Source organism: Nocardia tenerifensis NBRC 101015, from assembly GCF_000308715.1.
Classification (GTDB): domain Bacteria; phylum Actinomycetota; class Actinomycetes; order Mycobacteriales; family Mycobacteriaceae; genus Nocardia; species Nocardia tenerifensis.
The window spans coordinates 1-3,877 of sequence record NZ_BAGH01000496.1; the positions used below are offsets into that span (position 1 = coordinate 1).

The 3,877-nt window shown below is 71.5% G+C and carries 4 protein-coding genes; 3 read left to right on the plus strand and 1 reads right to left on the minus strand.

The features are described from left to right. Positions 1 to 293 precede the first annotated feature (293 nt). Both ON39_RS34425 and ON39_RS34430 read left to right on the plus strand, forming a co-directional pair. A complete protein-coding gene (locus ON39_RS34425; protein WP_303621536.1) occupies positions 294 to 1,013 on the plus strand; it encodes a DUF2334 domain-containing protein in 720 nt (239 codons plus the stop codon). Further along, positions 1,013 to 2,125 carry a glycosyltransferase gene (locus ON39_RS34430; protein WP_040740487.1) on the plus strand — a complete coding sequence of 371 codons (1,113 nt, stop codon included), beginning with the start codon at positions 1,013 to 1,015 and terminating at the stop codon, positions 2,123 to 2,125. The genes ON39_RS34425 and ON39_RS34430 overlap by 1 nt, the downstream gene beginning before the upstream one ends. Positions 2,126 to 2,178: 53 nt before the next feature. On the opposite strand, the gene ON39_RS34435 is transcribed toward ON39_RS34430, so the two are convergent. Beyond that, on the minus strand, positions 2,179 to 3,084 hold the full coding sequence (locus tag ON39_RS34435; RefSeq protein WP_051187471.1) for a DMT family transporter: 906 nt from the start codon (positions 3,082 to 3,084) through the stop codon (positions 2,179 to 2,181). 115 nt (positions 3,085 to 3,199) lie between these two features. Here ON39_RS34435 and ON39_RS34440 point away from each other — a divergent pair. Next, on the plus strand, positions 3,200 to 3,877 hold a 678-nt coding region (locus tag ON39_RS34440; RefSeq protein ID WP_040740488.1), incomplete at its 3' end, for a CocE/NonD family hydrolase.

Below are 3,877 nucleotides of genomic sequence, written 5' to 3' on the forward strand. Positions count from 1 at the left end.
GAAAGGGCGTCGCAGAGAACGTAGAGCAGCACGAAGGGGTGTGCAGAGAAAGTAGAGCGGCAAGGGCGTCGCACGGAATGTAGAGCGGCACGGACGGACTTTGTACAGGACCGAAGGCGGCACGGAGGGGCGTTGAGCAGGACGTAGCGGCAGCGACGATCGCTCCATCCATCCCCGCCGGGCAGCGACACCATTCGCCGGGCATGGTCGATCTGTCGGACGGCGGCATTGTGCCGTTCAGGTGCCGGTCACCGAGGCGAGTTACGTTCCGGTGCGTGTGTGGGCGGTTGGTGGTGAGCGTCCATGACGTGGCGCCGGCAAGTGCCGCGGAGACGCAGCGGTGGTGTGCGGAGGCCGACGGGTTCGGGATTCCGGTGTCGCTGCTGGTGATTCCGGGGCCGTGGCGAGGGGCGTCGCTGGCGCGGCGGCCGGACTACGCGAGTTTCCTGCGGGAGCGGCGGGCGGGCGGCGACGAGATCATGGTGCACGGATGGTCGCACCGGGCCGGGTCGGAGGGTGGCTGGCGGCGTGTGCTCGGGCGGGCGGTGGCGCGAGGTGCGGCGGAGTTCGCCGCGCTCGACGCCGACGAGGCCGCCGGAAAGCTGCGGGCCGCCACCGAGGTGATGTCCGAGTCAGGCTTGTCCACTACGGGTTTCACACCGCCGGGTTGGCTGGCCTCACCCGCCGCTCGGCGGGCCCTGCGCGCGGCCGGGTTCTCCCACACCACCGACCATTTCGGCCTCGAAGATCTGCGCACCGGCCGCAGGCACCGCGGTTTCGCGCTCTCGCATCGCCCCGGCGACGGCTGGTCCGAGCGCTTCGGCGCGGCCGTGCTGGAGACGATGGCCCGGCGAAATGCCGCCTGCGGCGGCCTGATCCGCCTCGCCCTGCACCCCGACGACCTCCACCGTCCCGGCCTGCGCGACGCCACCCTCCGCGCCATCGACGCCGCCTTGCGCGCGGGGGCACGCGCGACCACCTACGCCGAACTCGTGGAATCGGCGGTGCCCTAGTGCGAATCGTGCAGATCGCCAACTTCTACACCCCGGCCTCTGGCGGCCTGCGGACCTGCCTGGACGAGATCGGGCGGGGGTATCTCGCGGCGGGGCACGGCCGGGTGCTCGTGGTTCCCGGGCCCGCCGACGGTGACGAACTGACGACGTCGGGCCGCCGAATCACGGTGCGCAGCCCCAAGTTCGGGGCGGGCGGGTATCACGTGCTGACCGCGCGACGGACCAGGGCGGTGCTCGATCGACTGCGACCCGATGTGCTCGAGTGCAGCGACAAGTTGAGCGTTCGGTGGCTGGCACCGTGGGCGCGCGGGGCAGGCGTGCCGCTCGTGCTGTTCTCCCACGAGCGCATCGACGCGATCCTGCGCACCCGCGTCCCGCCCGGCTTCCCGCTGGTCACGGCCGCCGACCTGGCCAACCGCCGGCTCTGCGTGCGCGCCGAGAAGGTCGTGGTCACCTCGAGTTTCGCCACGGCGGAGTTCGCCAGGATCGGGGCGACGAACGTGCGGCGCATCCCGCTCGGCGTCGACCTGACCACCTTCCGCCCCGAGCCGGACGAAACGCGATGGGCGACAAGGCATGTCCGCCTGGTACTGGTGAGCAGATTGTCCAAGGAGAAACGCGCCGAACGCGCGATCGAGGCCGTGCGAGTCCTCGTCGACTCCGGCCTGCCCTGCGAACTGGCCGTCATCGGCGACGGCCCGCTCCGGCCCCGCCTCCAGCGCCTCGCCGCCGGACTCCCGGTCGTTTTCCACGGCCACCTCACCGACCGCGCCGCCATGGCCACCATGGTCGCTCGGGCCGACGTCGCGGTATTCCCCTCGCCCGCGGAGACTTTCGGCCTCGCCGTGCTGGAGGCTCTCGCGTGCGGAACCCCGGTGGTCGTCCCCGAGGCGGGCGCGGCGAGCGAACTGATCGACGCTCCAGGCTCCGGCGTCGTCTCCGACGGTTCTCCGCAGGGGTTGGCGGACGGCGTCCGGCAACTCCTCACCATCCCCGCCCCACAACGACGCCACGCCGCTCGCCGAGCCGCCGAACGCTTCCCGTGGTCGGCCACCACCGCCGCCCTGCTCTCCCTCTACGCCGACTACGAAACACCCGCGCGCACAGCCTGATCCACTACGACCAGTCGGCGATCACTTCTCGCCTTGGGAAGATCCCGAACTGTTCACTGGTGCGCCCATTGACGCGGCGGGACGTGGGTGTGGTCCAGCTCATCGTGGAGCGTGGGCGAATTGGCGAGCAGTGCGATGCCCGCGATCACCGCGAGGGCGGCGAGGCCCAGCGGGACGAGGTGGGGCTGAGTCCTTGCGGCGAAAAGGGTTTGGCCCGCGACGTAGCTGAGGACAGGATCGGTGATCGTCATGGCGGTGAGTGCGGTGGGAAGCGAACCGCGGGCGTAGGCCTCCTGGGTGAGCAGCCCTCCGAGGACGGTGGAGACCGGAATGCCGAGCAGTGCCCAACTCGGGCCGGGCAGCGCCGAGGTCGCGAGGACCACCAGCACCGCCGTGGTCGAGAAACAGCAGCCCGCCGCGACAGCGACCAGCGCGGAACGCCATTGGGTGGCGGCGGTCAGCCGCGAGACGCCGACAAGCACCAGTATCGCGACGAAAACACTTGCGCCCGCCCAGGGCAGCGCCCGCGGCCGCACCTCCGCGTGCGCCGTCGCACCCTGCCCGACGAGCAGGATCAGCCCACCGCACACCGAAACCGTTCCTGCCCAGTCTCTTACGAGCAGCGCCCGCCTACGCCGCGCCGCCGCGATCGGCAATGCGAACAGCAACTGCACCACCAGCAGCGCCTGCACCACCGCGATCGCCCCGAGCCGCAGCGCGACCGCGTGCACGGCGAACCCTGCCACATTCGCCCCCTGCCCGGCCAGCCAGCGCCGATCACTGAGCACACTGCGCGCGACGCCCACGATCACCAGGAACCGCCCCGTCCCGGCCTCCGTCGCCGCCCGCCGCGCCGCCCCCTGCTGCAACGCGGCGGACACAGCGAACAGGAGCGCGGCGCAGAGCGCCAGGCACACCGTCCCCACCGCGGGCGCACCCACGTCGACGAGCTCCGGCATAGCGTCATGCTCACCGACCGCGGTGAACGCGGGATGGCCGCCGCCCGGCGGTCCGGAGACAAGACCACCCCGGTTCCAGGGGCTGGACGGTCGTCCGGGCACACTCGATAGTCCTATGGTGAGCGAACGAACCGTCCTGCTGCGCGCCCTCTGCGGGCTGCTGCTCCTGCTGGCCGCCGCCGCGCCGGTGACCGCGACGGCCGAGCCTCTCGCCGTGCCGTTCCAGTGGCGGCAGGCGTTCATCGACGCACCCGACGGCACCCGCCTGCACGCGGACATCCTGCGCCCGAACGGCCTCGCCGACGACGTCCGCACGCCGGTGGTCCTCACCGTCAGCCCCTACCGCGCCCACCTCGCCTATCTGAGCGAGCCGCGGTTGAACGGCGGCCCGTCCACCGACAACCTCCAGGCGGACATGTTCCTGCGGGCGGGCTACACCTACGTCGTCGTCGATCTGCGCGGCTTCGGGGGCTCGTCCGGCTGCCCGGACTTCGGCGGCCCCGGGGAACGCTCCGACGTCGCGACGGCGGTGGAGTGGGCCGCGAGCCAGCCGTGGTCCACCGGCAAGGTCGGCATGTTCGGCGTCTCCTACGAGGGGTGGACCGGACTGATGGGATTGGCGACGAAGCCGAAGGGGTTGGCGGCGGTCGCGGCGTTCGAGCCGGTGGTCGACCCGTATTCGTACCTGTACATGCAGAGCGTCTCGTGGAAGTTCTCCGGCAAGCCGGTCACCGAGACCGGCGTGCGCCCGGCCGATTTGGCGGGGCTCGAGCATCTGCTGATCGCGTCGACG